A 25,231-nucleotide genomic window follows, 5' to 3' on the forward strand; every position below is an offset into this window, starting at 1 on the left:
TATCCCCATTTTGAGACACTAGAGGCTAATTAACAAAGCAATAAGCCGCGAGAAAACCCAATCCAACAGCCCGAGGGCCAGGCTGGTAACACCCACGACAATAAGGACAATAACCGTCAACCGGCGGGCTTCCGGAAGGGTGGGCCAGGTGACCTTTCGCAGTTCCCCAATGGTTTCACGCCACCAGGTAGCCAGACGACCAGGCCGAGCCGATTGTTTTTTCTCTGCGGCGCGGGGCGTTTCAACCTTCGGTTTTTGCTCTTTTCGCACAACAGAGGCTGTCTTCGGCGAGGCTACCTCTTTCACTTTTTCCTGCTGTTTGGTTTTCAACGTTTTCTCAGCCACAGTATCTCCTTGTCTTTACGGCTAAAACGCCGCCTCACCATTCGCGCTTCCTTGCGGCGAGGTCGGCGTCGCCATGTTGAAGGCAGGCCAGGCAGGACTCGAACCCACAACCCCCTGTTTTGGAGACAGGTGCTCTACCTAATTGAGCTACTGGCCTTTATGAACCGGCTGGCGGGGAACCAGCCGGTTCCTTTTCATCTTACTTAGTCTCGCGATGCAAAGTGTGCTTCCGGCAACGCGGACAATACTTTTTGAGTTCCAGACGCCCGGGATCGTTGCGGCGGTTCTTCTGAGAGGTATAGTTGCGCTCCTTACAATCCACGCACGCAAAGGTAATCACAGGGCGAATATCTTTCTTTTTCGATGCCATATGCTCCTACAGCCTCCCGGCTGCTCCTTCCATATCTTACTCGAGGATCTTGGTGATGACGCCCGCGCCGACCGTCAAACCGCCTTCGCGGATCGCGAACTTCGAGCCCTGCTCCAACGCCACCGGCACGATCAGTTCCACTTCCAGGTTCACATTGTCGCCCGGCATCACCATCTCTACACCTTCCGGCAACTTGATCGTCCCCGTCACATCCATCGTCCGAATGTAGAACTGCGGCCGATATCCGTTGAAGAACGCCTTGTGCCGTCCTCCCTCTTCTTTCTTCAGCACGTACACTTCGCTCATGAAGCGCGTGTGCGGCGTAATGCTTCCAGGTTTCGCAATCACCATCCCGCGTTCCACATCCGTCCGCTCCACACCGCGCAGTAACAAACCAACATTGTCACCCGCGATGCCTTCGTCCAGCGTCTTGTGGAACATCTCTACCCCCGTCACCACCGACGACATGCTCTTCTCGCGCAAGCCCACAATCTCCACCGGCTCGCCTACCTTGATCCGTCCGCGCTCAATGCGCCCCGTCACCACCGTCCCGCGCCCCTTGATCGAGAACACGTCTTCCACCGGCATCATGAACGGCTGATCCACCGGCCGCGGCGGCTCAGGAATGTATTCATCCACCACCCGCAGCAGTTCCTTGATACACGCATACTCCGGCGCGTTCGGATCCTTCGACGGGCATTCCAGCGCCTTCAGCGCGCTCCCCCGCACTATCGGCGTCGTGTCCCCAGGGAACCCGTACCCGTTCAGCATCTCCCGCAACTCCATCTCCACCAACTCCAGGAGTTCCGGGTCGTCCATCATGTCCACTTTGTTCAAGAACACCACAATGCTCGGCACTTCCACCTGTCGCGCCAGCAACACGTGCTCCCGCGTCTGCGGCATCGGACCATCCGGCGCCGCTACCACCAGGATCGCCCCATCAACCTGCGCCGCACCCGTGATCATGTTCTTAATATAGTCACGGTGCCCAGGCATGTCCACGTGCGCATAGTGCCGCTTCTCCGTCTCGTATTCCACATGCGCAATGTTGATCGTGATCCCACGCGCTTTCTCTTCCGGCGCGTTGTCAATCTGATCGTATGCCTTGAATTCCGCTTTCCCCAGCAGGTTGCAGTACTTCGTGATCGCCGCCGTCAGCGTCGTCTTCCCGTGGTCAATGTGTCCCATCGTCCCTACGTTCAGATGCGGCTTCGTCCGTTCAAATTTCTGCTTCGCCATGTTTCTCCATCTCCTTCAAAAATTCCATTGCAACATGTACATACGGCTGAAAGAGCCCCCAATGGGATTCGAACCCATGACCTTGCCCTTACCAAGGGCACGCTCTACCACCTGAGCTATGAGGGCTTGCCGATATGCACCCTTTCGGGTTGATTTTTCCGGCTTTTCAGCCGAAGTGGGCAGTGAAGGATTCGAACCTCCGAAGGGGTGTCCCCAACTGATTTACAGTCAGTCGCCTTTGGCCACTTGGCTAACTGCCCATACTCTTTGAACCCGTTGCGGGCTCGAAAGCGAGGCGATTTTTCAATCACCTCACTTGCCAACCTGCAACTGGAGCCGACGACGGGAATCGAACCCGTAACCTACCACTTACAAGGCGGTTGCTCTGCCGATTGAGCTACGTCGGCGCTGAATTGTTAATGATCCGTAAAGCGAGCAGATTATACCAGAGGTGTTTCGGAAAGACAAGATTTTTGCTGGAATGTAGTTTGTGTGCTCTCTGTTATTTCTGCCTGCGGGAGTGGAGTTTATCAAAACTCGTTTGAACCGTCAAGGAAAATTTCAGACGTTTTCTCGTTCCATACTTTTACACAGGATGTCCAACCTGAGCCTCTTTCTAGGTTATAATAATTTTGAAATCTTGGAGGTTTCATGGAGATTTTCTGGTACGGACATTCTTGTTTTCGCCTTGTTGAACGAGGATTGGCTTCCATTGTCACCGACCCATTTGACCATCGAGTGGTTGGGTACGAACCGCTAAAGTTGCGTGCCGATGTAGTAACTATCAGCCACGACTCCCCTTCCCACAACTACCTTGATGGGGTAAAAGGTGTTTCTCACGTAATTACCGGACCGGGAGAATACGAAATCGGCGGAGTTTTTATTACCGGAGTGCAGACCAATCATCGAAATGGGAAAGAAGACACTCCTCGCAATACGCTTTATGTTTTTGATTACGATGGAATCAACGTGGCTCACCTGGGCGATCTTAACCATGTTCCTTCCCAGACAGAAGTGGAGAACCTGGGAACGGTACACATTGCACTGGTGCCGGTTGGAGATGGTTCCAGTCTAAATGCCGCCAAAGCCGCAGAAGTGATCAGTTTACTGGAGCCAAACATTGTGATTCCAATGCACTATCACACTCCGTCATGCAACCTTAAGTTGGATCCCTTGAATAAATTCCTCAAGGAGATGGGCCTTTCGGAAATTGAAACCCTGCCCTCTCTGAAAATTTCTGGCACAGCCGGCTTACCCGAAGAAACGCGCGTGATCGTTCTGGATTACCAACACTGATCAACCTGAAGGAGTGCTCCAATGGCATACAAACTGATCATGACCTGGGATATTATCCCCGAACGAGAACAGGAATACTTTGAGTTTGTCGTTCGTGAATTTATCCCCGGTGTCCAGAGATTAGGGTTTGAGTTGACGGATGCCTGGGCAACCATCTATGGAGCACGACCTCAGATTCTGGTTGGGGCAATGTTGCCCACACTGGCAAAGGTAAACAAGGTATTGCAATCTGAAGAGTGGAAACGTCTTAATTCTCAATTATTGGATTTTGTGCAAAACTATGAGCAAAAGGTGGTAGAGGCTCACGGCGGTTTCCAGTTTTAACCATGTTCACCCAAATTTCCCGGCAATTGCTGGACTGGTACCAAATTCACGCCAGGAATCTTCCATGGCGTAAAGAAGAGTCAGCGCCCTACGCAGTGCTCGTCTCCGAAATCATGCTCCAACAAACCAGGGTGGAGACGGTTATTCCGTATTACCAGCGCTGGATGGAACGCTTTCCAACCCTGGAATCTCTTGCCCAGGCTTCTTTAGAAGAGGTGTTGCGTTACTGGGAGGGATTAGGGTACTACTCGAGAGCCAAAAATTTACATCGCACCGCTCAAATTCTGGTGCAAACCTATCGCGGGGAATTTCCCCAACATGTGGAACACTTAAGAAAACTTCCCGGTATCGGCGACTATACTGCCGCGGCAATTGCCTCAATTGCCTTTGGGCAGAAAGTGGCTGCGATCGACGGAAATGTCCGCCGGGTACTTTCGCGGTTATTCTTAATCTCCGAGCCTTTGTCCTTACCAGAAACTCAAAAAAAACTGAAAAGCCTGGCAGTACAATGTCTTCCTGCTGAACAAGTGGGCGATTACAATCAAGCGCTTATGGATTTAGGGGCTTTGATATGCCTTCCCCGTTCCCCAAAATGCTTGCAATGTCCATTGTCTGTTTTGTGCCGGGCTTACCAAAACAACCAACAAAATGACATCCCTGTAAAAGCGAAGAAAAAATCTCTTCCTTCGGTAATCGTGACCGCTGCGATTATTCGAAAGGGAGATACCGTCCTTCTCGCCAAACGTCCCTTAGGGAGTTTATTAGGAGGGTTGTGGGAATTCCCTGGTGGAAAAGTAGAACATGACGAAAGATTACCCGAGTGCCTGAAGCGGGAAATCCTCGAAGAATTGGGGGTAAGGATTGAAGTCGGTAATCATTTTGGTACCTATCATCATGCTTACACGCACTTTAAAGTTACCTTACATGCATTTGAAGCCATCATACAGGATTCGCAAATCCCCCATCCAATTGAAGCGGAAGAAATTCGCTGGATCCCCATTCCCTCTCTCGATAAGTTTCCTATGGGAAAAATTGACCGCTTGATCGCTCGTGAACTTGTGGAGCGAAAAGATGGACACGGAAAGTTCATGGTTTGAAGCGCGTTTACGCATGGTGAAAGAACAAATCGAACAACGGGGTATTCGCGACCCACGTGTCCTACAAGCCATGCGAGAAGTGCCACGGCATCTTTTTGTTCCAGAAGAAGAGCAACCCTATGCATATGAAGACTGCCCTCTACCTATCGGGTTTGGGCAGACCATTTCTCAACCCTACATGGTAGCGATTATGACAGCACTCCTGGAATTAAGAGGGGACGAGAAAGTTCTGGAAGTAGGCACCGGCTCTGGATACCAAGCCGCCATTCTCAGCCGGATAGCACGCGAGGTGCATACCATCGAACGCCATCAGGCGCTTGCCCAAAAAGCAGGAGAACGCTTGCAGGCGTTAGGCTATACAAATGTCAAAGTGCATGTAGGGGATGGCTCACTGGGAATACCTGAAGAAGCGCCTTTTCAAGGAATTATTGTGACAGCAGCAGCACCGAAAGTTCCCACACCTTTGCTGGAACAACTATCAATGAACGCTTATCTTGTCATTCCCGTTGGCGGGCCTGGCGGGCAGGAATTAATGCGCTGGCAGAAGACACCTGCAGGGTTTGAACCGAAGGAACTTTTCCCAGTAGCATTCGTGCCTTTGCGAGGCAAAGAAGGCTGGAAAGAAGATCAATGGTACTCCCGATAAAAAAGGACTGTCCGCTTCGTTCGGGACAGTCCTGTGGATTTTACAGGGACCTTGAAACGGTTACGTAAACCATGGGACGACGTCGAGTTTCACTGTATAGATACTCTCTCACCGTCTCTTCAACTACACGGCGCACATTCCCATTAGCCCGGGATGCAGATTGAATGATCTTGCGGCGCATTTCCGCAAACAATTCATTGGCATCTCTTGGGAGGAGAAAACCTCTGGTCACGATTTCGGGATCATATACCACAGCATTGAATTCTTTGGACATGGTCAAATGCACCATCACCACCCCATCCCGGGATAATGCTTCGCGCTCACGCATTAATTCAGGGTCAACATCGCCTACCCCGGCACTATCCACAAATACATGAGAGACTGGAACTTGCTCATCGCTCAAGCGCATTTCGCCATTTTCGAATTCCAGCACCATACCATTCTGGATAACCTGAATGTTTTCTGCCGGAATTCCAACTTCTCGCGCCAGCCTGGCATGCTGTACCAGATGACGTAATTCGCCATGAATGGGAACGAAGTACTTCGGGCGGGTCAACTGCAAAAGCAATTTCATCTCTTCTTGACTCGCATGCCCAGACACATGAACCGGTGCAATGGCTTCATAAATCACAGAAGCCCCACGGGCAATCAAACGGTTGACCACCCGATAAACGTTTTCTTCGTTCCCTGGAATGGGATGGGAGGACAACACTACGGTATCGCCTTTCTGAATATCAAAAAGACGATTTGTCCCAAGTGAAAGCCTCCCCAGAATAGAAGTGGGCTCTCCCTGAGAACCTGTGCACATAATAGTGACCTGATGAGGAGGCAGGGAGAGAATTTGATCTACAGGGATAACCAGATCATCGGGGAAGTTTAAGTATCCCAATTTACGCGCCATTTTCATGTTATCGAGCATGCTCGCGCCTACGAAAGCGATCTTTCTTCCATGGCGCAGAGCAGCATTGGCGGCTTGTTGCATGCGAGAGATCAGAGAAGCAAAGGAGGCAATGATAATTCGCCCTTTGGCTTCGCTGAACACCTGATCAAAAGCAGCGTCAATGGTTTTCTCAGATGGTGTCCAACCAGGTCGTTCGGCATTGGTTGAATCGGCCAGCAGGGCAAGCACTCCCCGCTTGGAAAATTCTGCCAGCTTTGCATAATCCGTGGATTTTCCATCCACGGGAGTATGATCAAACTTATAGTCTCCCGAATGGACGATTAAGCCAGCCGGCGTTAGAATGCCCAACCCAACCCCATCAGGAATAGAATGGCAAACATGGTAAAACTCTACCTGGAAGGGCCCAATCTGTACGGTTTCACCGGCTTGCACGGTTCGCAAATCTGCCTTACTACCATGCCCATTTCTACCCAGTTTTACTTCCAACAATCCTCGTGTCAGTGGAGTGGCATAAATTGGGGCATTGACCTGGTCTAGAAGATGATGAATAGCGCCAATATGGTCTTCATGCCCATGAGTAATCACAATCCCCTTGACTTTGGTATGGTTTTGGGCAAGGTAGGTCATATCAGGAATGATGTAATCAATCCCGAGCATATCATTTTCAGGGAACATCAACCCTGCATCTACTACCAGTATTTCATTATCGTATTCGTACACCATCAAATTGCGGCCTACTTCCCCCAGGCCGCCCAGAGGAATTACCCGAAGTATTCCATTGCTCATAAAAACTTACCCTCAATGTCTTAATAAAATCGCCCCGGCTTTTCAGCCAGGGCGTAAACGTCCTGAAATGTCTAAAACCTGCGTTTCAGAGCACCGGTTGCCCGGCTTACTAACGCAGGAATTATACCATAACTTAATTTTTCACAAGGATTAAGCCATGACCGTAGCACGTCCGTATAAGCGTTCGCGGATGGCAAAAATTTTTCTTCGCAGACGGTCATCGCGTTCAATCATGTCTGCTACCTTTTCACAGGCATACATGACCGTAGTATGATCCCGCCCTCCCAGGGCTTCTCCAATTTGTGGCAAGGAAGCATTGGCTTCTTCTCGCATAAGATACATGGCAACCTGACGGGGTAAAGCCACCTCCCGAGAGCGGCTTCTTCCTACCAGTTCATCGAGAGAAATGCCAAACTCGCTGGCCACTACCTCTAACACCTGAGAAGAGTCCAGATGCGTCCGGTTAGGTAGCATATCCGCCAGGGCAGTATGAACGAGTTGAGGGGATAACGGCATTCCAGACAGATCTGAGAAAGCCAAAACCCGGGTAAGGGCTCCCTCCAATTCACGAATGTTGGACTGTACCAAACGGGCAATACTCTCTAGAATAGGATAAGGCACCTCTTTGTTGTTGCGTTCCGCCTTGGAGCGTAAAATGGCTATCCTGGTTTCCAAATCAGGGGGTTGAATATCCACGGTCAGTCCCCATTCAAAACGCGAACGAAGGCGTTCTTCAAGGGTCACCAGAGCTTTGGGAGATCGGTCTGAAGAAATGACGATTTGCTTATCCTGCCCATGAAGGGTATTAAAAGTGTGGAAGAATTCTTCCTGGGTTGATTCCTTTCCCGCAATGAATTGGATGTCGTCAATTAAAAGCACATCCATGTTTCTATATCGCTCGCGAAACGCCTGTGTAGTGTGAGAACGAATCGCGTTAATCAAATCATTGGTAAACTCTTCGGAAGAAACATAGAGGACCTGCAAGCCCCTGGATTGCGCTGCGTTTCCAATCGCATGCAACAGGTGTGTCTTTCCCAACCCTACCCCTCCGTAGAGGAAGAGGGGATTGTAGGCTTTGGCAGGGCTTTCGGCTACGGCCATACAAGCGGCATGCGCCATGCGGTTGCTGGCACCCACGATAAAGTTGTCAAAGGTATATCGCGAATTAATTGTGCTGGTGCCACTTCTCAAAAAAGCCTGCTGATGACTTTCTTCTGGTACTTCCTCTTCTGGCATGTCCACTTCATCACGATGCCACACGATGAACTTAACTGCCGGGGTCGCGCCCATCAATCCTTCCAGAATGCGCTGAACCGTTGCTGTCAGCCGGCTTTCCAGCCAATCTCTCGCGTAAGCATTGGGAACACCGATGATAAAATCGCTTCCCTCAACAGAAATTAATTGTGCATCTTTCACCCACGTTTCAAACGATGCCTTGTTCATCTCCATTTGCAGTTGTCCGAGAGTGGCTTGCCATGCTTGCTGTGGGTTCATGAGACACACCTCCAGTGATTTTATGTGCAATGACAACACAGGGGCAGATAAACCCGCTGCATTCCTCAAACGCAGCGGGAAAAACTCCCTCAATATATCCTCATTGCACAGATTTGGGACGATACCAGCAACCCCTTGTCGTCGATAAAAATTTTATCAAAATGCCCGGTCAGGAGCAAGTCAAAAAGCCTACGGGCGATTAAAAAAATACTGATTTTTAAGTTTATAGTTCTTAAGAAATCTCATAAAAAAATTTTAAGCCAGCCTTCCCCAACTATTAGAAGAAACTCCAACATATGCAATTCTGAAAACGCTTACAACCCCATATATTTGGGTTGCTATATTATTTGCACAACCGGTCGCTATATATTGTTATATAAATCCACATAATCATTTGAAAGAAATAGGGATTTTTGGACTTCTTTCCAAGCGTGTTGCGAGAGGTAAACTATACGCTATCCATCATCAATCGAGCAGCCTTTCGACAAATCTCAACCGCAAAGTTGGTGCCACGATCCCAGGGATAGACCTGACTCATACTGGCAAAGAATAACCCTTTCAAGGGGGTTTGAATGGAGGGAATATTCCGGGAATGATTCAGATATGGCACCGGCTGAGCATAAGAGGTACGCCAAAGCCACACTTTATTAATCCACTCCGGCTTGAAATCGGGGTTGAACTTTGGAAACACCCGAATGAAGCGGCTTAACAGTTCTTCCTCACTCAACCGGAAGTATTCATGGTCGGGGTCAAGATAATCCCCACAATAAACAATGTGATCTCCCCCAAAAAATTTAGGATCGAGGTAATTTGTGTGTTCGACCAAAGCCAGGAAAGGATAGCCGGCAGATTTTGGAATATTAAACCAGTAGTACCCCTGCCTGGACAATTGATGTTTGAGAGAGAGCACCAGGACTACCGCTCCCATACTTTTGAGGCGCAGAAGTCCCTTGAGATAATCCTCTGGTAACTCCGGTGCCATACGAGCAAGTTGTGCCGGCGAAGAGGTGACCAAACATTGATCAAACTCTTCTTCTGAAGTTGTGGTTATTTTTAGAAGTCGCTCTCTACCTTTAGTGATTTGAGTTACAGGTGTATTAAGCCGAATTGATACCCCTAAGGAACGTAAATGATCCGCCAGACGATCTGCAAAAACCTGAAAACCGCCTCGAAAAGTCCCCAGTCGAGTTGTCCGCGCTTTCAATCGCGCCCACATCCACGCCATATTGACTTCAGTGTAATGGGGCCCGAATTTTCCTTCCAGTAAAGGCTGGAACAATGTCTGATATAACCTTTCTCCGTACCACTGCCTCATCCAGTCATGGGCCCTGAAATTCTCGAGACTCTGCCATTGAGCCAGATAACGAAGATAAAACGTTACCAGCCCAAAGCGGAGGATGCCCCAAGGAAACTGAAAACCAGGGAAACGAAGCGCAGCAAGAGGGCTGTCCAAAGGGTAAAACTCGCCTTGATGATAGGCAACCGTTTTGGGGCGCCTGAACATCACATCCTCTTGCCAACCTAATTCCTTAATCAGCCCTAAGATTGCCCGGTCACTTTGAAACCAGTGGTGATAAAAGCGCTCAACACTCCAGCTCCAATGAGGTTCTTTGAAGCCGGATGCCAATCCTCCAACAACCTCTGAGGCTTCAAAAATGACAACCTTATGTCCGGCTTTGACCAGGTCAAAAGCTGCCGCCATTCCACCAAGCCCAGCACCAATGACCGCAATTTTCATATTTCTTCTGCCTCTATCACTTTTTTGTTGGTATGTTGAATGTCTTTTCCCCACCGAAGTGGCTGTTTGAGGTAGTAATAAACTCCCAACAACGTAATTGGGAACCAGAGCGCACCGTGAAGAACCAGGGTGTAGCCGGCGGCCACTTCTGGTAAAACACCGTAGGCTACCAGCACAGCAATTCCAGGAGTATCAAATGTTCCAACGTAACCTGGCGCACTGGGCAAAGTTGTAGCAAGATTAACGATTCCATTCATGAGCATCAGGGCAAAGAATGATACCTCAAACGGAAAAGCATGCATGACAAACCAGTATTTTGCCGTTTCAAAAAGCCAAATAATAACTGTAGTGGCAAAAATCATTAAGGCTTCAAGCGGGGAACGCAAGGCTTCCAACCCTGAAAGGAACTTAAGTGCAACCGAAAGCACCTTGTCTCGAAATTTTTCCGGAAGCCATTTGCTGAGCAATCTCAAAAAACTTTCTGTTTGTTTCGGGAACATGGCACATAGCAGAAAAACAATCAAGGCGCTAAAAAATACAGCCGAACCACCAATTGCAATCGTACGGATATCTAAATTTGCCCCTAATCCGGCATTATGGGTCAGTCGGGTTAATTCGGCAAGGTTTAAGAATACAAAAGCCAACATTACCACCCCATCATAAATTCGCTCGATAAGAATGGTAGCCAGGGACGCAGAGATTGGAATACCCGACCGCTCTTTTAAGATAACCGCACGAAGGATTTCTCCTGCTCGGGCTGGATAGATGTTATTCCCCATGTATCCAATTGCAACAATTGGAAACATGGTGGTTGTTGGTATTTTTTTCAATGGGCGAAGCAGGTAATGCCAACGCCATGCCCTAACCCATACCCCTAGAAAATAAACCGTTATACCGGGAACAAGCCACCAGTATTTTGCGTATTTTATGGTTTCCCAGAGTTCCGTTAATTTTAAGTTTGCCAGCGCTAAATACAAAAAAAAGGCGCTGATTCCAACGCCAAGCCAAAACTGCCAGCGCTTCATTATACACTCACTAATGAAATGATCATGGAAAGAATAATAATCAAGGAGAGTCCAAGCAGAATAATCTGATTTCTCCTCCGAATGGATTGCTCATGTTGAACACGGTTTTTGCCTTGCTTTTGCTTCATCTGCAGACTCCTTTCCAGGGCAATTTTAAACCTTTCCCATTCAGAGGTCAAATTTAAGGTTGAGGCACAATTCATTCGAATAAAACTCAGCAAGAAATTCTAATCCGCTTTTTATTGCATAAATAGAATTTATGTTCTATAATAAATTGGGTGATCCATAATGATCAATGTAGCGGAGATTCAGGTTGGGACAAGATCTCTTGGACCCGGTTGGAGAACTGTCATTTGGGTTCAAGGGTGTCCTTTCCATTGCCCTGGATGTTATTCCCCAGATTGGATACCAGATAAGCCCGCACAATTCTACACTCCCGAAGATTTATTCTCGAAGGCAATTTCAGACCATCGGATTGAAGGGATAACTATTTCAGGCGGTGAGCCTTTCAACCAGAGTCAGGAATTGGAAAAATTCCTGCATATCGTCCGAGAGCGTACCTCATTAAATGTAATTTGTTTTAGCGGTTTTACTTTTCGACAACTAATCCAGCACCCTTCAAAGTCAGTCCATGCCATGCTCCATTTGATTGATGTTTTAATCGACGGGGCATACATTCGGGAGAAAAGCACAGATCTGGGGTTACGAGGATCAACAAATCAGAAAATTTATCACCTGACACCGGCTCTGATTCATCATGACTTCATCAGTGCTCCACGAGTGAATGAAATCCACATTTCAAATAACAAAATTCTGGCAGTGGGTATTCCAACCAGTGGCATCGAGTCTTTTATGATTGGGGAACCACCATGGCTTATTCAATCGGAGGTAAGAAATCATGAGCGGACATAAAAGGACGACCGTGACAATAAGCCAGGAAGAATATCGCCGGCTGTACGAGGCTGAGATGCTATTAAGAGGGATGGATACCAAGCCTTTTGAAACAAACCATCAGCCCTCTCCAGAAACCTTAGCCTTTTTATCTCAACAGGTAAATTCAACGATTCAAAGGCAGGAAAATTTTCTTCGACTGGGTCAGGAATTACAAACAGAATTCTCTCATCTGGAGACCCAAACAGCATTTTACCTGAGAGAGATACAGGGGCAAATCCTGGAAATGCTTAATCAAGACCGAGAAAATTTTATAAATTTGGTTGATCAAATTCAAAACAATTTAAACTACATTGAAGAAAAAACCATTCGTGAGCATGAAGCAACCCAACAAAGGCTTGCGGAGTTAGAATTTCAATCCCAACAAACCTTCCAAAGAGAAAAATATACTTCCGAATTAGCCCATGAATGGTTGAATGATTGTGTTCAAATATACAACTTTATTCTGGAAAATTATCCAGAGAGCATTCCACATCTGGAAGAGTTGAGAGACATCTCATCTCAATTAGGTATTGCCCTCCAAAATTTTGAATCAGGATTGTACGAAGCCGCACTAACTACCGGTCAGAACCTTTATATCTTTTTATCATCTCTACGAGTCCAATTAGAAAAAGAAGGGTTAGAAAAGAGAAAAATCCTTGCAGAAATTTTGGAGGAACTTCGCGCCATCAAGAAGGAAATTGTTGAAAACCGTGAAATTAAGCCCTTAGACCTTCAGGGAAACTTTCTTGACACGCTAATCTCTGTAGATGAATGGACGGATAATTCCCTATCTAATCTGGAGGAAACCATTTCCTCGATAATTATTCAGTTCGAGGAACAAGGACTGGAACACCCAATAGAATACCTTCGGAATTTTAAAGCGAACCAAATTCCCTTGATACAAAATGAATTCTTAGAAGCAATCCATCAGGCTAGACTTAGTGCCTTGAATGCTCACTTGAATTACCTGATTGCTCACGATGTTTTACTTGCCCTTATTGAGCAAGGATACAAACCCGTGGAAGGGCATTATAAGCCAGGAGAAAAGGATATTTACATCGCTAAAGCGGAAGACCCGTTAGGAAATGTCGTTGAAATACAAGTTCAAACCAGTTCTCCAGAAAAAATTGAGCATCATTTGCATATTATTTCCACTTATAACCAGACCCAATCCCTGCACGAATTACGTCAGCGTGCCAGAGAAATTCAAAGAAGTCTGAAACGGATTGGTTGGGTTGCTCACGAGTCCATTGAGATCCCTTCATCTGCTCAAAGAATTACCCAACAGCCCCAAAAAGTATCTCTTAATTCCAATGGAAATGCTCGATGATGGACAGAATTAGACTAAAGGTTTTGGAAAAACTGGAACATAAATTCCTGATTCTTTATGGTTTTGGGATTTCGGACTCCTTCCTAACCGAAGATTTAGAAGAAGTCCCTTTAGAATTTGCACTTCTTAAAACACTGAAAGGTTTAGGTTTTAGACGAGTCCTGTTTCTCAATCCTCAAAACCCACTGCAGTTTCTGGATGAAGAATCAAAACAACTCTCCAAGCATATCATTTGGGAGAAAAGGAGTGAGGTACTACAAAGCAAATGGATTTCTGAAATTCAGACAGGTCCTTTTGGGAATCTCCATTTTTACCAAAGGGTTAGTGGAAGTTCCCTGGAAAATGGTGAACCAATGGGGGATTTACATGGATTACGTCTGGTAGATTATATCCTGCAGGAACACTCGCCTTTCAGGACCGCAGTGATTATCGATCAGGCAGACGTGTTTCTCACCCATTTCGAAGACCAGCGTTCTATGGCAAGTATTATCGGACGATGGTTGAGATTGCCTTCTTATAATCAAAGCCAAATTTATTTTGTATTTGCTTCGCCAGACTTGCAAGACCTTGCAAACCGGATAGAACTATTACCCCTTCCCGAACTCTCTTTGTTCTTTGGGAATAACCCCCAAAAAAATTTGTCCACTCATCCATTTTTATTTATTGAAGGTCCTGAATTAGACGAATGTTACCGTTTACTCCAATTTGCTAGAACAAATTTGTCCGTAGAAATTCCTGAAGAAGAATTCGAAACTCTAGCCGAATGGATCATGCTGGAAAACCAACCATTAAAAACCTGGTTATTCCGATTTTCTCAAATTTCCAATTTCTCGGTAACAACGGGCAAACAAACAGGTTGGTTTCAAGCCTTCCATCAGGACTCCCGAAGTATTGAAGAAAAATTGAGTGAACTTGTAGGGCTGGTTGAAATCAAAACGCGGATAAAGGAACTTTCTGGTTGGGTAAAGGAAAAAAAGAAAAATGGGAGACCCATCGATCATAACTTCCATATGATTTTTATCGGAAACCCCGGTACAGGGAAGACAACCATCGCCCGCCTTATGGGAGAGATATTGAAAGATATTGGAGTTCTTCGGAAGGGGCATCTTGTTGAGGTCAAAGCCAGCGATTTAATTGCAGAATATGTTGGAGGGACTGCTATAAAGACAAACTCTGTCATTGATAAAGCAATGGGAGGAGTTCTCTTTATTGATGAAGCCTATTCTCTCAGTGCCAAAGATAGGGGTGGATTTGGACAGGAAGCATTAGAAACCTTATTGATTCGCATGGAGAATGAGCGGAATAACTTTATTGTCATTATGGCGGGGTACCCTCAGCAGATGAATGAACTACTGGAGTCCAATCCGGGATTAAGCAGGCGCTTTCCAACAGAAAACCGATTTTATTTTTCTGATTTTTCAGAAGAAGAATTATGGGATATCCTGAAAAATTTGTTCAACAGCAAAGGCCTTCAATATTCTGCAGAAATGGAAACTGTCTTGAAGGAAATCTTACACCAAATGGTAATTCAAAAAAATGAGCACTTTGGAAATGCCGGGGAAATTCGCAACATGGTGGAAGCAATGGAACGAAAATGTCTGGCAAGATATCATTATTCAAACTTAAGGGGAGATTACTATCTTACTTATGAAGATATTCCTCAAGAATATCTAAGTTTTCTTAATCCAGTCCGGGAAGGTGAATCTATCGATATTTTCAGAGAATTGGATCAATTGAAAGGGTTAGTACAGGTCAAGAATTACATCAGACAATTATTTTTCAGAATTGAATTTGAAAAACTCCAAGCATCAAATAAAGGGATTCCCAAACCCCAGATTAAGATACCACATCTTGTATTTATCGGTAATCCCGGGACGGGCAAAACCAGTGTGGCAAGATTAATTGCCAGATATTTTCACCAAATTGGTTTCCTAAGAAGAGGACAATTGGTTGAAGTCACCGCTGCCGATTTGATTGCCGGATATGTAGGGCAATCTACAGAAAAATCCATGAAAGTTATAAAATCATCCTTGGGAGGAGTTTTATTTATTGATGAAGCCTACAGCCTGATTCGGGGTTCAAATAAAGAGCATTATGGTCAGGAAGTCATTGATTTACTGGTTAAGGCAATGGATAAATACGAAGGGCAATGGTGTATTATCCTTGCAGGTTATCCTGAGGAAATGTTTCAATTTTTACACAGCAATCCGGGTCTCAAATCACGTTTTGAAGATCCCATTTTCTTTGAAGATCTTTCTCCAGAACAACTTGCAGAAGTGATAAGTGAACTGGCGGAGAGAGATGGGTTAACCATCACTGACGAAGTTATGACTTTAATATTGGAGGAACTTGAAAGAAGAAAAAAAGTTCATGGTAAGGCATTTGGAAATGCACGAGAAGCGAAAAAAATTTATGAACTGATGAAAAACCGCCTGGTAGAGAGGGTTATTTCGTCTAAACAAAGGTATGAAAATTGGAATGTATTTTTACCTGAAGATGTCCTGTTCAACGTGCCAGATGCAACCAGTTATGATAGCGAGATTTTTTACAATATTCCCCGAAAAATCAAATTAATATAATTCTGCAATGACGCGATGCATTTGCGTAATTTTTATCTGGTACCAGTCTCTTCTCTGAATCTCTCTTCTAAAGTCATATGTTCGAATTAATTCCTCGAAAATAGTGATGGCCTCCATCAAAAATTTCAAACCTTTTTCCCGCTCTTGCGGAATCCTGGCATATAATAATCCCATCATCCATTTTACAACCGCCCAGGGATGCGTGTATGGCGCAAACGCGGCACAGGCTTTTTCCAGGAAATTAATCGCTCTTCTTAATTCTCCCATTTGCTGGATTGCAACAGCAAGTTTAACCCAAATCTCCCCCGTTTCCTGCGGATCAAGATTAGACCTCCCAATAGACATCAACAATCTGGAAACCTCATAGGCTTCCGGGAATCTTCTCTGAATAATTTGTTCTCTTAGCCTGTCAACATAATGCTTGGCGACCTCATTTATCTTTGAAGGCTCGAATAGATTTAACCAATATTCAGCCTCTTCCACTGTACCCGCCATATCAATATTCATTTCTTCCAGGCAGTGTACATACCAGTTTACTCCATCAGCATCTCCCAATTGACTACGCTGAGCCTGACACTCTACAAATGTCCTTCTGGCAAGAAACCAATGAGAATATGCATTCGCGTTTTCCAGTAAACCCCACTCAATCATTCCCAATAACCACAACGCCACACCGTGCTGATGTGAACCTGGTCTAAACAGCTCAGTGGCTCTAACGGCTTCAGCATATGCATTTCTTAAATCCTGATCTGCGAAGAAATACCGGGCTATCCCAAGGCGAATTTCTGCCGAATGTAATGGTCTGGGTGTGTTGGCGGCCGCCCTTTTCAATTCCTCCAGAGCATCCATCTTGGCAGTATTCGACAATCGGTTATCACTTAATTGAAAAAAATTCAGGATGTCCCTGTTAGACAAATGGGTGGGAGTGAATCGATTCAACCATCCAAAAACTTCATCAAAAGTTAAGAGCATTTTTATTCTCCTAAAATATCCTCAAAAAAGGAGGTTTTTTGGTCCTGGTTATTTCCAGGCTTTTGCCTGGAATTCACCCAATTCTCAATGATTTCTGCAGTTTTCAAAACCAGCAATTTTCGAATTGTCTCTGCCGGTTCTTGACCCCAATTTACATCCTTTAATGCCTCAGTGAGAGCAATTACCATCTCAGCATGAGCCTCCGCCCTCCCCATTTCCAAAAACATTTGACGCTTTGCCTCGCCATAAGCCCGCTGAACCTGAGCATTTCCTAACCAATCTGCCGCCCAATAATCCGTTCTCTGTTCATCTACCGCGGGATCAATTTCAAAATGGCCTATATCCACCCAGACCAACTCTGCCCCATTATTTCTCAAAGAATTCTTAGTTGGACCATGCAGGAGTGAGTAACGAATCTCCCTGCGGGGATCAATACCCGCTTCCCTGGGTGCCGTCAGATAATCAATATCGTGTTCACTGATGAAATCGGTGATTCCGCCCACCACGGCTCGGCCCACCACTGTTTTCCAACTATCGGGTCCCGAATCCGTCACCGGCAGGTTATAGGCTGAATTCCATAACGCCCTCTCATCGAATGGGTAAGGATCGTCAATGGTACGTTTTTTTGGACGCCCATATTGAAGTTCCGGGAACAAGCGGTATCGAAATTGAATATCCCTGATCGTAAGCCGAATGCCGTCCCGCGAAATCGCAGGGATATCGGAACGGGAATCTTGCTGTTCATCCAGGTTGACTATTTGTCCAATGGTTTCGAATGGACGCAAATAATAACTTTCACGAATTGAAATCGTGGAGGGGCGCCTCAATTCCTTAAACATGACTGCATTACCCGGCTGAATAATGACATGCCCAGGTCCACCAATCACATCAATTAAGTTCACCTCATTTTTTTCAAGTTTCTTTTCCCCACCATCCACGATAATCCGCGGAACAAACAGGGCAAACAGGGAAGAAATCACATAACGAACACCCTGACGCAGTCGGGGAAGAGCGTAAATATCTCTCACATACGAACCAGCCGCTAATGTCACAAATACTAAAACTGAGAGTGCAGTAATCATGTAGCGCGCTGTATGCGGATTGAGGGCTATTCGGAAAAACTCAACCAGAGGGGCATTCCAGAAATTTTGAACCATTTCCTTCAACTCTGGTTCAAAAAACATTCCTGCAAAGAACAGAAACACAATTATCAACAGGAACAGGGCAAAAATCCTTAACAACCCCGATATGCGGTGCTGAACTTGATAACTCCGCTGTGGACGGGTTTGGTTCATCTGCTGCCCTCCCGATCCCTTTCTCCACCGATTTTCCCCTGTAAGAGCCGTAAAATCTCCAGCGTATGAGGAGGAAGCAATTGGCGGGTTTTGGGATCTGACGCTGAGGTTTCCAGAGAACGCAGTAAGCGCACAGCAATCACTTCATCGGGTAAATCCCCCGATTCAAAAATTTCCTTGAGGTGTGTGGCCAGATCTACCTGCGCTTTTGCGCGCGCTCTTCCCAGAATACGCATGGCTTCAAATTCCAGACTGGCAGTCCGAATAGCAGTATCTCTTTGCCAGGGAGCACGCCACGACTCCAGGCGATGATGGTAAATGGCTTCGTTGACCGGATTGATATCCCCAAAGTTACTGCTGATGACCTTAATTCCGCGATCCCTGAGCAGTTTGGGATTCATCAGGGGGAAAACCTCACTCACCACAATTTCCGAAACGTGATACACCCGCCTTTTTTGGAAGGGCTCTCCGTTCTTGAGAAAGACCATACGATAAGAAAGCAAACCATTGTTTCTGACCGTATTGCGAAGTCTGGTGCGGTAATTGGCTACTCCCGGGGTCCTACCCTGTAATTGATACAGTTCATCAAACCTCACCTGCGAAAGAATCTCGCGGAAAACACTTGCCGCAAAACGCGCCGGCAACTCCGTCCAGGGCAACACCCGATCCTCTGAACGGGCTTGGGCAAAAACCGCTGCGAAAACCCTCTCCCGGTCAAATTCTGGCTGGTTGGAAACCGGTGGCAGGGGAGTGTAGGGTTTATAATCTCTCTCACCTAATCCATGCGAGACATGATGGATTTCTCTGCGATCATTTCTTTCCAGTTCATCCTCAATGGAACCTACACGAAGATAATCGTGATTTACCCGCTCAAAACGAATCACCCGCAGATGATCGGCGTCGCGCTCTCTTCCTTCGTAAGTCACTTCTACAATATCAGGAGGTTGTCCTATCGTAAACAGACAATTGACATTCGCATAAACTTCAATACCATCCCGCGTATATGCAGTGACCCCACGAATCACCCGAAACTGCCGCCGAAGGTCCACTGTCCCGCGAATCCGTTCACGCTTTCGCATAAAAACGATTCCAGGGCCAAACACCCGAGGAGATTGAGGGCGATCTGCCAATCCCAAAAGGACCTGCACCCGATGGAAGAAATCTTCAAGCGCTCTTCCAATCCCCGGCGGTGGAACTGTTTCTTCTAACACCACAGCCGAATTAAAGTCCACCACAATGACTCCAGGTCCACTCCGAACATCCTCGCGGGTGCTAATTACCTTCCCATCTTTTACAAACACAGCCGGCCCATGTAATCGCACAATATATAACAACAAACGCCAAATAGTGCGCCACACTTCTTTGGCATTTTGGACAGGCAAGATGGCTTGCGAGGAAACCATCCACATGTAGAGCAAACCAATCAGGAAAAAGCCCAAGAAGTTATAAAGGATAATTCCAAAAGAATTCCGAACTCTAGCATCTTGTAATTTTTCCCAATCCCGCAGGACTTCAAAGAAGGTTTTCAACTCATTCTGAAAACTTAAGACAAAAACAAGGACCAAAAATCCCACCAAACCAATGGTGAACAAAACCCTGCTTTTCTTGTTTGGTTCGCCCAGATACATCGGGGGGTCCTTTTCGTGTGAGAAATAAAATCCCTCTTGGTTAAATCAGTATAGTCTTGATAAATTCTCTTTGTCAAGCAATGCTACCGTATAGAAAACGATTAAAAGAAAAAGGCACTCTTTGTAGAGTGCCTTGTAAAAACCTCCATCATAGCGTTGTTATTTTGTTCCCCTCCAGAACCCCTCAATCACTTCCACCGTATCAGCCAAACGTTCAAAATGAGGTAAACCTTTAGACGGTACCATCCGGACTGCCTGCCAGAAGGGATTTTTCAGCAACACATCGGGTAAACGTTCAAAGGAAGTATACAGATCGCGGTCATAGAGTACCAGAACTGGGGTTTTAAGCCGTTCGTATACCTGAGTGCGCACTTGAGGAGTAAATAACTTTCCCGTAATAAAGTAAAGCGGAGCATGTTCTGCCCCTGGCTGATGGGCACTGGCATAGGCATACTCAATAAATCCAGAAGGGACATGACCAACAAAAGATTTCTTAAGGAAAAATTCAATACTGGTACGAGTGGCTAACAAATCAAACAACGGTCGTGCCCACAAAGGGAGCGTTAATAACGCATGAGCAAAATGCCCAATTGGAAATCCCCCAAAAGCGAAATCCATGCCTGGAAGCAAATTTTTTCCCAATCCTGTTGGAGAAATCAAAGTTAAGGAGTTAAACCATTCGGGATAGGAAAGCGCTGCGCGGCTGACAAATTCACCGCTGAGTGAAAGCGCAATAACGTCTACGGGCTGTTTCACTTGGGATGAGAGGAAATCCACAATGGTATCCTCATACAACTGGGGCGTGTAAATCCGGTCAGAGCGCTCTGAAAAACCAAAACCGGGAAGATCTATGGCATATACAGGACGCTGTCCACGAAAATACAAAAACAATGGGGAAACCTCATAAGCACTCGCTGCAGCATTAATACTGTGAATCAACACGACAGGACGCCCCGTGCCGGACAGATCAAAGTAATAATTCACCCTTCCCGCCAATTTGGTAAAGAAGGATTCTCTATTCGCGGGAATCGCCTCAGGTAAAGGTACACGGTGGTTAATGCCAAAATGGCTGTATAAAATCCACCCGCCAGCAGCAATGGCTGCCCAACCTGCAAAAGATAACCCCTTCCCTGCATCCCGCGGTTTCTGGTTCCGTAACACCATTCTCCACCTCTCTGGAAAACACTTTTATGAAATTATAACGTGAAACGATAAGGATTTTCCGGCTAAATCCTTCTAGAAAATTTTTGAAGCCTCTTAGTCGTGATGGTAAAAAAACAGGAAAAGGTTACAAACTACTCTACCACGCAAGTATTCAAATCAAGTCCCCACTGTTTTAATGTCTCAAATGCTGGAACTTTTCTAAATGCCCGCTCTGTAGCCCATGAAAGAATATCCGCATTTCTGGCAGCAGTAGTACACAAACGCTCAGGGGTAGGAAAAATGGAAACCCTTGCCAGATCAAGACGGTCTGCATCCCAACAGGTTTGAACAGTCACATCTTCATGAATAAGACCATCGGAATGATAACGAATGGCTCGAACAAGCAAATCCATTCCCTCCTCGTCAAGATGGAAGTACTTGCCATTTAATTTTTGAATCCACTTTGCGCTTTCCAAACCATGCTGACGATCGATTCCCTCATTCGTTCTACACACATCATGGGACAGGGCAAATAAGGCTACAACATCCAGACGAGCCCCTGTGCTTTGGGCTAATCGCATTCCATTCTCATATACCCTTGCCCAATCATGAGACAGGGACCATGAATAGAGTACATTCCTAGAGAGAATCGTTTTAATGCCTGATCAATGAGGGAGGGAGAAATTACCCAATCAAATCGAAAGGAAGAATCACCAAATTGCGTCTGCATACAAATGAGTATACAGGAAAAACAAACCGATGTTACACTATATGCGCCTGAAACTTAAACTTTTTCCCTGTATTTGGAGTGCATTGGTGAACAAATTTTTCTACGTGATCTTTTCCTCTATGGTATGCCTTGTTCTCTTCTTTTTAATCACCACAAATATTCAGGCATTGCTCTGTTGCAATCATGGTTGAAATGTGGTAAACATACGGTATGACCACACGAGAAAGCAGATACGTCCGAGTGGCGAGGATCGCCTACCGGCTTGCCAAACAAGCATTACCGATGTATTCACATGCCAAGAGTCCCCATCACTTCACGTTGCCGCAGTTGGGGGCCTGTGTTTTGTTGATGTTCTACCTGAATCTCAGCTATCGCGACATGGAAGAATGGCTGCTGGCAAGCGATGCGGTTGGTAAGGAGCTGGAATTACCGCGTGTTCCCGATCATACGACCCTGCAACGTACCTACGCCAAGATACGCAAAGCGGATTGGATGCGCATGAACGAGACCTTGCTCGAGGAAATCGGACGGCCTGAAGAAGAAGGGGTGGCTGCCGATAGTACCGGCTTCTCACCCGGCCCGGCCAGTTCTTACTACCAAAGCCGTTCGGGAAAAGCCTATCGCCACTGGGCGAAGGGCGTTTATGCCGTTGGAATTGTCTCGCAATTCATCCTTGCGATGCAATCCGGCTGGGGTCCAGGTAGCGATGCCCCTTATCTGGGCTATCTGCGCCGCAAAGCCAGGCGGTTTGCCAAACGTCGGGCTTGGGTCTTGCTGGCCGATTCAGGGTTCGATGGTCGGACTGTCCGGCCTCAAGACTTGATTCCACCCGTTCGGCGAGGTGGAAATTTGCTGGCCCCTGAACGACGAGCAAGAAGCGAGCTTGTCTCTGCGGCTCGCCTGGATGGTCTCTATGGTCAACGCTGGAAGACCGAAACCGTGAATTCGGTCATCAAGCGCAAATTCGGGCAAGCCATCCGCTCGCGGAAACGCAGCCTGCAAAACCGAGAACCGATTATCAAAGGACTGGTCTACAACATACACCGCTAGGTGTATCTCTTCCTAACCTATCTTTGCAACAGAGCATTCAGGCATCGTTTCTTTTACAGCAGGAAACCCCCTATTATCCTCCGGAACAGACCGGGCAAGCACCTACAGAATCCTATCCCTATCCTCCAAACGGTTCCCTTTCCCCTACCCCCTCAGGAGAAATCTCCCCCACACCAAGTCGCACGGTCATAACCCCCACTCCTGTTGCTTCATTAAGGACACCTACTCCTTTGATTGAAACACCTCAAACGCAACCCACGTTCGTCAATCGTTATGCTACCGAAATGGCGGAACTGGCGCTGTCGCGCATTCTCCCAAACGCCACGGAAGAGTTCCCCTCAAGGACACCATGGATCACTTCTTCTCCCAAAGCCAATGCAGTGACTTCGGAGCCTGCCAGAGAAAAGGCTTTCAACCTTTCAAGGTTTGGGTTAGGGGTGTCCATCTCTTTGATACTGGTTTTGGGGTTCTTTCTCGTTTTTCGATTACTCCAAAGTGGTGAATTCCGTAGCGAACGTTGAAGATTCGATTCATGCCTCTTGCTATCGGGTTAGGTGGGCTTTATAATCAGCGCAAACAGGATAAACACCTTGCGGAGGAAGATGGACTCTTTTCGCACTGAACTATTACCCGAAGAACAACCGGCAGAGCCAAAGAAAAATCCGGTTCTGAATTTCCTGTGGGAAATTGTTCAAACTGTAGTCATGGCAATGATCCTGTACTTTTTGGTCGACATGATGATTGGAAGAGTACAGGTTGAGAATATCAGCATGGAACCTACACTGCAACCCGGAGAAAGGCTGATTGTTAACAAACTGGCATACCGTCTGGGTTCTATCAAGAGAGGGGATGTGATTGTTTTTCATTATCCCCGCAATCCTAACAGCGATTACATCAAACGAGTGATTGGTTTGCCCGGAGAAACAGTGCGAATTGCTGATGGCACGGTTTATATCAACAATGAACCTCTCCAGGAAGATTATATTGCCGCACCTGCCACCTACTTTGGGGAATGGACCGTGCCTGAAGGGCAGGTTTTTGTGCTGGGTGATAACCGTAATCAGTCTTTTGACTCACACTCGTGGGGCTTTGTTCCCAAAGAGATGATTGTAGGAAAAGCCATTCTGATTTACTGGCCTCCAAGCGCGATTCGTGTTTTGAATCAAACGCCATTAGTCAATGCAGCAGGACAACCATAGGAGAAAGAAAATGAAAGAAATCCTTACCCTCTTGGATGAATTCGAGCGAGTCCTCCCTCCTCTGGTACTCCCTGAGGAATTAAGCAGCAATAAACCCTTCTCATCATGGATTGATCACACGCTTTTAAAACCCGAAGCAACACCGCAACAAATCGAGCATCTGTGTGAGGAAGCCAAGCAATACCAGTTCGCTTCGGTTTGCGTCAATCCTGTTTATGTCTCCCAGGTAGCCCGGGCTCTCCAGGGGACCCCCGTGAAAGTGTGTACAGTGATTGGGTTCCCCTTAGGGGCTACCCCAACACGGGTAAAAGTTTTTGAAACCCGCACCTGTCTGGAAATGGGCGCTCAGGAAATTGACATGGTCTTACCCATCGGGCATCTACGGGCAGGAGAATTTGAGTACGTTCTGGAAGATATTTACAGTGTGGTAGAAGCCGCGCATGCTCAGGATGCACTGGTCAAGGTCATCCTTGAAACCGCTTTACTGGACCATCGACAGAAGATTGCCGGTTGTCTCCTCAGCCAGAAAGCCGGCGCAGATTTCGTCAAAACCAGCACAGGTTTTGGCCCCGGAGGTGCTACCGTTGAGGATATTGAACTGATGCGCAGAGTGGTTGGTCCGAATACCGGCGTTAAAGCCTCTGGTGGGGTACGTAATTTAGATATTGCCCGCGCTATGCTCCATGCCGGGGCAAATCGTTTAGGCACCAGTTCTGGAGTTATAATAATGAAAGAACTGGAAGAGGCAAAATCGAAAAAATGAGACGCTCTTTGGAACGCTATACCATACCCTGCACACAATGCCAGGCAGGACAAATGCACCAGCATTTCATCACCTACTTTACCTGGTTGGGCGATGAATTAATTACTGTGCCGGATTTTCCTGCATGGATTTGCGATGTGTGCGGGCATCGTGAGTATGACCCGGCGGCACTCAACCAGTTAAGCCTGATTCTCAGTCCCAATGCAGGGCGGCCGGTTTCTCGCTCGCGCGGCATTCCTCAGCGAAAAACAGATAAAAAAGGACAACGTCCAAGCCGCCCCTAGTTGAACACTTTTGAAGTGCCCATCCGAATGGGGAGTGGATAAAATTCTGGATTAGAATAGAGAT

Annotated in this window: 24 protein-coding genes and 4 tRNA genes; 12 read left to right on the forward strand and 16 right to left on the reverse strand. The window is 46.6% G+C overall.

What is annotated here, in order from left to right; all coding sequences use genetic code 11:
- Positions 1-18: 18 nt before the first annotated feature.
- The 7 genes from secE to ANT_RS09555 all read right to left on the reverse strand — a co-directional run bounded on the left by secE (position 19) and on the right by ANT_RS09555 (position 2,361).
- Positions 19-345: a preprotein translocase subunit SecE gene (secE, locus tag ANT_RS17050; protein WP_013560303.1), complete on the reverse strand. Its 327-nt coding sequence runs from the start codon at positions 343-345 to the stop codon at positions 19-21.
- A gap of 83 nt (positions 346-428) precedes the next feature.
- Positions 429-502, reverse strand: a tRNA-Trp gene (locus tag ANT_RS09530).
- Positions 503-544: 42 nt separating this feature from the next.
- Positions 545-715 carry a 50S ribosomal protein L33 gene (rpmG, locus tag ANT_RS09535; RefSeq protein WP_013560304.1) on the reverse strand — a complete coding sequence of 57 codons (171 nt, stop codon included), beginning with the start codon at positions 713-715 and terminating at the stop codon, positions 545-547.
- 36 nt (positions 716-751) lie between these two features.
- Positions 752-1,954 (reverse strand): elongation factor Tu, encoded by a 1,203-nt coding sequence (gene tuf, locus ANT_RS09540; protein ID WP_013559427.1) that lies wholly within the window; start codon positions 1,952-1,954, stop codon positions 752-754.
- Positions 1,955-2,007: 53 nt separating this feature from the next.
- Positions 2,008-2,080: transfer RNA gene (locus ANT_RS09545), tRNA-Thr, on the reverse strand.
- 50 nt (positions 2,081-2,130) lie between these two features.
- Positions 2,131-2,214, reverse strand: a tRNA-Tyr gene (locus ANT_RS09550).
- Between the two features lie 71 nt (positions 2,215-2,285).
- Positions 2,286-2,361 (reverse strand) — tRNA-Thr (locus ANT_RS09555).
- A gap of 244 nt (positions 2,362-2,605) precedes the next feature.
- Here ANT_RS09555 and ANT_RS09560 point away from each other — a divergent pair.
- Genes ANT_RS09560 through ANT_RS09575 form a run of 4 tightly spaced genes read left to right on the forward strand, consistent with a single transcriptional unit; the run spans position 2,606 to position 5,317 of the window.
- Positions 2,606-3,250, forward strand: a complete 645-nt coding sequence (locus ANT_RS09560; RefSeq protein ID WP_013560305.1) for an MBL fold metallo-hydrolase — start codon at positions 2,606-2,608, stop codon at positions 3,248-3,250.
- A 21-nt stretch (positions 3,251-3,271) separates the two neighbouring features.
- Positions 3,272-3,574: a hypothetical protein gene (locus tag ANT_RS09565; protein ID WP_013560306.1), complete on the forward strand. Its 303-nt coding sequence runs from the start codon at positions 3,272-3,274 to the stop codon at positions 3,572-3,574.
- 2 nt (positions 3,575-3,576) lie between these two features.
- Positions 3,577-4,671, forward strand: a complete 1,095-nt coding sequence (mutY, locus tag ANT_RS09570) for an A/G-specific adenine glycosylase (RefSeq protein ID WP_013560307.1) — start codon at positions 3,577-3,579, stop codon at positions 4,669-4,671.
- Positions 4,646-5,317 carry a protein-L-isoaspartate(D-aspartate) O-methyltransferase gene (locus ANT_RS09575; RefSeq protein WP_013560308.1) on the forward strand — a complete coding sequence of 224 codons (672 nt, stop codon included), beginning with the start codon at positions 4,646-4,648 and terminating at the stop codon, positions 5,315-5,317. The genes mutY and ANT_RS09575 overlap by 26 nt, the downstream gene beginning before the upstream one ends.
- 40 nt (positions 5,318-5,357) lie before the next feature.
- On the opposite strand, the gene ANT_RS09580 is transcribed toward ANT_RS09575, so the two are convergent.
- The 4 genes from ANT_RS09580 to ANT_RS09595 all read right to left on the reverse strand — a co-directional run bounded on the left by ANT_RS09580 (position 5,358) and on the right by ANT_RS09595 (position 11,261).
- The gene (locus tag ANT_RS09580; protein ID WP_013560309.1) at positions 5,358-7,004 is read right to left on the reverse strand and encodes a ribonuclease J; all 1,647 of its coding nucleotides are present in this window, start codon (positions 7,002-7,004) and stop codon (positions 5,358-5,360) included.
- 150 nt (positions 7,005-7,154) lie between these two features.
- Positions 7,155-8,498: a chromosomal replication initiator protein DnaA gene (gene dnaA, locus ANT_RS09585; protein WP_013560310.1), complete on the reverse strand. Its 1,344-nt coding sequence runs from the start codon at positions 8,496-8,498 to the stop codon at positions 7,155-7,157.
- A 448-nt stretch (positions 8,499-8,946) separates the two neighbouring features.
- Positions 8,947-10,290, reverse strand: a complete 1,344-nt coding sequence (locus ANT_RS09590) for an NAD(P)/FAD-dependent oxidoreductase (RefSeq protein WP_197534056.1) — start codon at positions 10,288-10,290, stop codon at positions 8,947-8,949.
- Positions 10,233-11,261 (reverse strand): lysylphosphatidylglycerol synthase transmembrane domain-containing protein, encoded by a 1,029-nt coding sequence (locus tag ANT_RS09595; protein WP_013560312.1) that lies wholly within the window; start codon positions 11,259-11,261, stop codon positions 10,233-10,235. The genes ANT_RS09590 and ANT_RS09595 overlap by 58 nt, the downstream gene beginning before the upstream one ends.
- Positions 11,262-11,549: 288 nt before the next feature.
- Between ANT_RS09595 and ANT_RS17055 the strand changes: the two genes are divergently transcribed.
- From ANT_RS17055 to ANT_RS09605, 3 genes are read left to right on the forward strand one after another with little or no spacing between them, the layout of a single operon-like run.
- Complete coding sequence (locus ANT_RS17055) at positions 11,550-12,173, forward strand: 4Fe-4S single cluster domain-containing protein (RefSeq protein ID WP_013560314.1); 624 nt, start codon at positions 11,550-11,552, stop codon at positions 12,171-12,173.
- On the forward strand, positions 12,160-13,524 hold the full coding sequence (locus tag ANT_RS09600) for a hypothetical protein (protein ID WP_013560315.1): 1,365 nt from the start codon (positions 12,160-12,162) through the stop codon (positions 13,522-13,524). The genes ANT_RS17055 and ANT_RS09600 overlap by 14 nt, the downstream gene beginning before the upstream one ends.
- Positions 13,521-16,103 carry an AAA family ATPase gene (locus ANT_RS09605; RefSeq protein ID WP_013560316.1) on the forward strand — a complete coding sequence of 861 codons (2,583 nt, stop codon included), beginning with the start codon at positions 13,521-13,523 and terminating at the stop codon, positions 16,101-16,103. The genes ANT_RS09600 and ANT_RS09605 overlap by 4 nt, the downstream gene beginning before the upstream one ends.
- Here the strand turns inward: ANT_RS09605 and ANT_RS09610 are convergent.
- From ANT_RS09610 to ANT_RS09630, 5 genes are all read right to left on the reverse strand, one after another.
- Entirely contained in the window at positions 16,095-17,075 is a 981-nt protein-coding gene (locus ANT_RS09610) for a hypothetical protein (RefSeq protein WP_013560317.1), read from the reverse strand. The genes ANT_RS09605 and ANT_RS09610 overlap by 9 nt on opposite strands.
- Positions 17,076-17,077: 2 nt before the next feature.
- Positions 17,078-18,370: a hypothetical protein gene (locus ANT_RS09615; protein ID WP_013560318.1), complete on the reverse strand. Its 1,293-nt coding sequence runs from the start codon at positions 18,368-18,370 to the stop codon at positions 17,078-17,080.
- On the reverse strand, positions 18,367-19,899 hold the full coding sequence (locus tag ANT_RS09620; protein WP_155818089.1) for a hypothetical protein: 1,533 nt from the start codon (positions 19,897-19,899) through the stop codon (positions 18,367-18,369). The genes ANT_RS09615 and ANT_RS09620 overlap by 4 nt, the downstream gene beginning before the upstream one ends.
- A 258-nt stretch (positions 19,900-20,157) precedes the next feature.
- A complete protein-coding gene (locus tag ANT_RS09625; RefSeq protein ID WP_197534057.1) occupies positions 20,158-20,982 on the reverse strand; it encodes an alpha/beta hydrolase in 825 nt (274 codons plus the stop codon).
- A gap of 311 nt (positions 20,983-21,293) precedes the next feature.
- Positions 21,294-21,722, reverse strand: coding sequence for an HD domain-containing protein (locus tag ANT_RS09630; RefSeq protein ID WP_013560321.1), 429 nt, complete (start codon positions 21,720-21,722; stop codon positions 21,294-21,296).
- A gap of 389 nt (positions 21,723-22,111) precedes the next feature.
- Here ANT_RS09630 and ANT_RS09635 point away from each other — a divergent pair, with 389 nt between their 5' ends.
- The 5 genes from ANT_RS09635 (at position 22,112) to ANT_RS09650 (ending at position 25,167) form a co-directional block, all read left to right on the forward strand.
- Positions 22,112-22,921, forward strand: coding sequence for a transposase (locus ANT_RS09635; RefSeq protein WP_172634560.1), 810 nt, complete (start codon positions 22,112-22,114; stop codon positions 22,919-22,921).
- Positions 22,922-23,151: 230 nt separating this feature from the next.
- Positions 23,152-23,442 (forward strand): hypothetical protein, encoded by a 291-nt coding sequence (locus ANT_RS17560; protein WP_013560323.1) that lies wholly within the window; start codon positions 23,152-23,154, stop codon positions 23,440-23,442.
- 81 nt (positions 23,443-23,523) lie between these two features.
- Complete coding sequence (gene lepB, locus ANT_RS09640) at positions 23,524-24,120, forward strand: signal peptidase I (RefSeq protein ID WP_013560324.1); 597 nt, start codon at positions 23,524-23,526, stop codon at positions 24,118-24,120.
- Positions 24,121-24,130: 10 nt separating this feature from the next.
- Entirely contained in the window at positions 24,131-24,883 is a 753-nt protein-coding gene (gene deoC, locus ANT_RS09645) for a deoxyribose-phosphate aldolase (protein ID WP_013560325.1), read from the forward strand.
- Complete coding sequence (locus ANT_RS09650) at positions 24,880-25,167, forward strand: YgiT-type zinc finger protein (protein WP_013560326.1); 288 nt, start codon at positions 24,880-24,882, stop codon at positions 25,165-25,167. Before deoC ends, ANT_RS09650 begins: the two co-directional genes overlap by 4 nt.
- Positions 25,168-25,231 lie beyond the last annotated feature (64 nt).

Origin of the sequence: Anaerolinea thermophila UNI-1 (assembly GCF_000199675.1) — a bacterium.
In the GTDB taxonomy this organism is placed as follows: Bacteria; Chloroflexota; Anaerolineae; order Anaerolineales; family Anaerolineaceae; genus Anaerolinea; species Anaerolinea thermophila.

Bases quoted from the DNA above. Each gene is read 5' to 3' on its own strand.
- mutY (WP_013560307.1), top strand. From the start codon at position 3,577: ATGTTCACCCAAATTTCCCGGCAATTGCTGGACTGGTACCAAATTCAC.
- dnaA (WP_013560310.1), bottom strand. From the start codon at position 8,498: ATGAACCCACAGCAAGCATGGCAAGCCACTCTCGGACAACTGCAAATG.
- ANT_RS09560 (WP_013560305.1), top strand. From the start codon at position 2,606: ATGGAGATTTTCTGGTACGGACATTCTTGTTTTCGCCTTGTTGAACGA.
- deoC (WP_013560325.1), top strand. From the start codon at position 24,131: ATGAAAGAAATCCTTACCCTCTTGGATGAATTCGAGCGAGTCCTCCCT.
- ANT_RS09615 (WP_013560318.1), bottom strand. From the start codon at position 18,370: ATGAACCAAACCCGTCCACAGCGGAGTTATCAAGTTCAGCACCGCATA.
- ANT_RS09565 (WP_013560306.1), top strand. From the start codon at position 3,272: ATGGCATACAAACTGATCATGACCTGGGATATTATCCCCGAACGAGAA.
- lepB (WP_013560324.1), top strand. From the start codon at position 23,524: ATGGACTCTTTTCGCACTGAACTATTACCCGAAGAACAACCGGCAGAG.
- ANT_RS09575 (WP_013560308.1), top strand. From the start codon at position 4,646: ATGGACACGGAAAGTTCATGGTTTGAAGCGCGTTTACGCATGGTGAAA.
- rpmG (WP_013560304.1), bottom strand. From the start codon at position 715: ATGGCATCGAAAAAGAAAGATATTCGCCCTGTGATTACCTTTGCGTGC.
- tuf (WP_013559427.1), bottom strand. From the start codon at position 1,954: ATGGCGAAGCAGAAATTTGAACGGACGAAGCCGCATCTGAACGTAGGG.
- ANT_RS09600 (WP_013560315.1), top strand. From the start codon at position 12,160: ATGAGCGGACATAAAAGGACGACCGTGACAATAAGCCAGGAAGAATAT.
- ANT_RS17055 (WP_013560314.1), top strand. From the start codon at position 11,550: ATGATCAATGTAGCGGAGATTCAGGTTGGGACAAGATCTCTTGGACCC.
- ANT_RS09580 (WP_013560309.1), bottom strand. From the start codon at position 7,004: ATGAGCAATGGAATACTTCGGGTAATTCCTCTGGGCGGCCTGGGGGAA.
- ANT_RS09605 (WP_013560316.1), top strand. From the start codon at position 13,521: ATGATGGACAGAATTAGACTAAAGGTTTTGGAAAAACTGGAACATAAA.
- ANT_RS09595 (WP_013560312.1), bottom strand. From the start codon at position 11,261: ATGAAGCGCTGGCAGTTTTGGCTTGGCGTTGGAATCAGCGCCTTTTTT.
- ANT_RS09650 (WP_013560326.1), top strand. From the start codon at position 24,880: ATGAGACGCTCTTTGGAACGCTATACCATACCCTGCACACAATGCCAG.
- ANT_RS09630 (WP_013560321.1), bottom strand. From the start codon at position 21,722: ATGCGATTAGCCCAAAGCACAGGGGCTCGTCTGGATGTTGTAGCCTTA.
- ANT_RS09610 (WP_013560317.1), bottom strand. From the start codon at position 17,075: ATGCTCTTAACTTTTGATGAAGTTTTTGGATGGTTGAATCGATTCACT.